This window comes from Micromonospora sp. LZ34 (assembly GCF_052981855.1).
This window is the reverse complement of record NZ_JBRIQN010000170.1, coordinates 1-826: the sequence shown is the minus strand read 5'-3', so window position 1 is coordinate 826 and position 826 is coordinate 1. Positions and strand designations below refer to the sequence as shown.

Here is an 826-nt window from a genome sequence, read left to right as displayed (position 1 = left end):
CGACGGCGGTACTTGCGCCACCGACGTGACCCCCGCTGACCCGGCTTCGGGGCCCGGCCGGATACGGCGCGGCGGCGGGCTTTGGTGTCGGCCAGGTGCATACGGTGCTCGGCGCGGATCGCCCGCCCCGACACCAACAGCCCCTCACCCTCGGGACCGGCAACCGCGTACGGGTGGATGATCCCCAGATCCACCCCGGCCACCCGGCCCGGATCCGGCTCCTCACCCGGAGGGTAGGTGACGACGGGGACTTCGGCGGTGACGTCGAGAAACAGCCGCCCACCCTCGCACAACAAGGTGATCGACCGGACCTGCTCCACCGGATACGGCACATCCCGCGCCAGCCGAACCCACAACGCCGGGCTTCCTTTGGCGGTCGGGATGCGCACCTTGCGTCCCTCAAGCGCGAAGGTGCCGTGATACCAGCGCACAGGCAGCAACCCTCGCCGCCGTCTCGGGAACCGGGCCGACACGTCACCGCCGGCGCGGCGTTTCGCGGCCGCGAACCACGCATCCGAAAACCGGCGCAGCACCGACCGGGCACCCGTGGTATCCAGTTCGCCAAACGTGCCCGGCCCCGACGTCGCCAACTCCCGACACAACTCCTGGTAACCGACCAGCGGCACGTCCCGGCGGCGGCGCCGCCACGCGTTGACCTCCAACACGCACGCCCACACGTCACCCGCCGAGCGCAACAGGCCGAAACACCGCCGCCGCTGCCCCGCCGTCACCCGCAACCCCACCCGAGCCGTGCAATGCACAACCCGCGGCGCGGCAGGATCCCGACGGCGAGGCACAAACCCCAGCCAACACCACCCCTACGACA

The 826-nt window shown here is 71.3% G+C and carries 1 protein-coding gene; it reads right to left on the bottom strand.

Annotated elements, in window-relative coordinates:
• Nucleotides 1-665 (bottom strand): hypothetical protein (locus ACVCAH_RS37990; protein ID WP_447141031.1); only part of this gene is annotated, 665 nt, incomplete at its 3' end.
• Nucleotides 666-826: the final 161 nt, after the last annotated feature.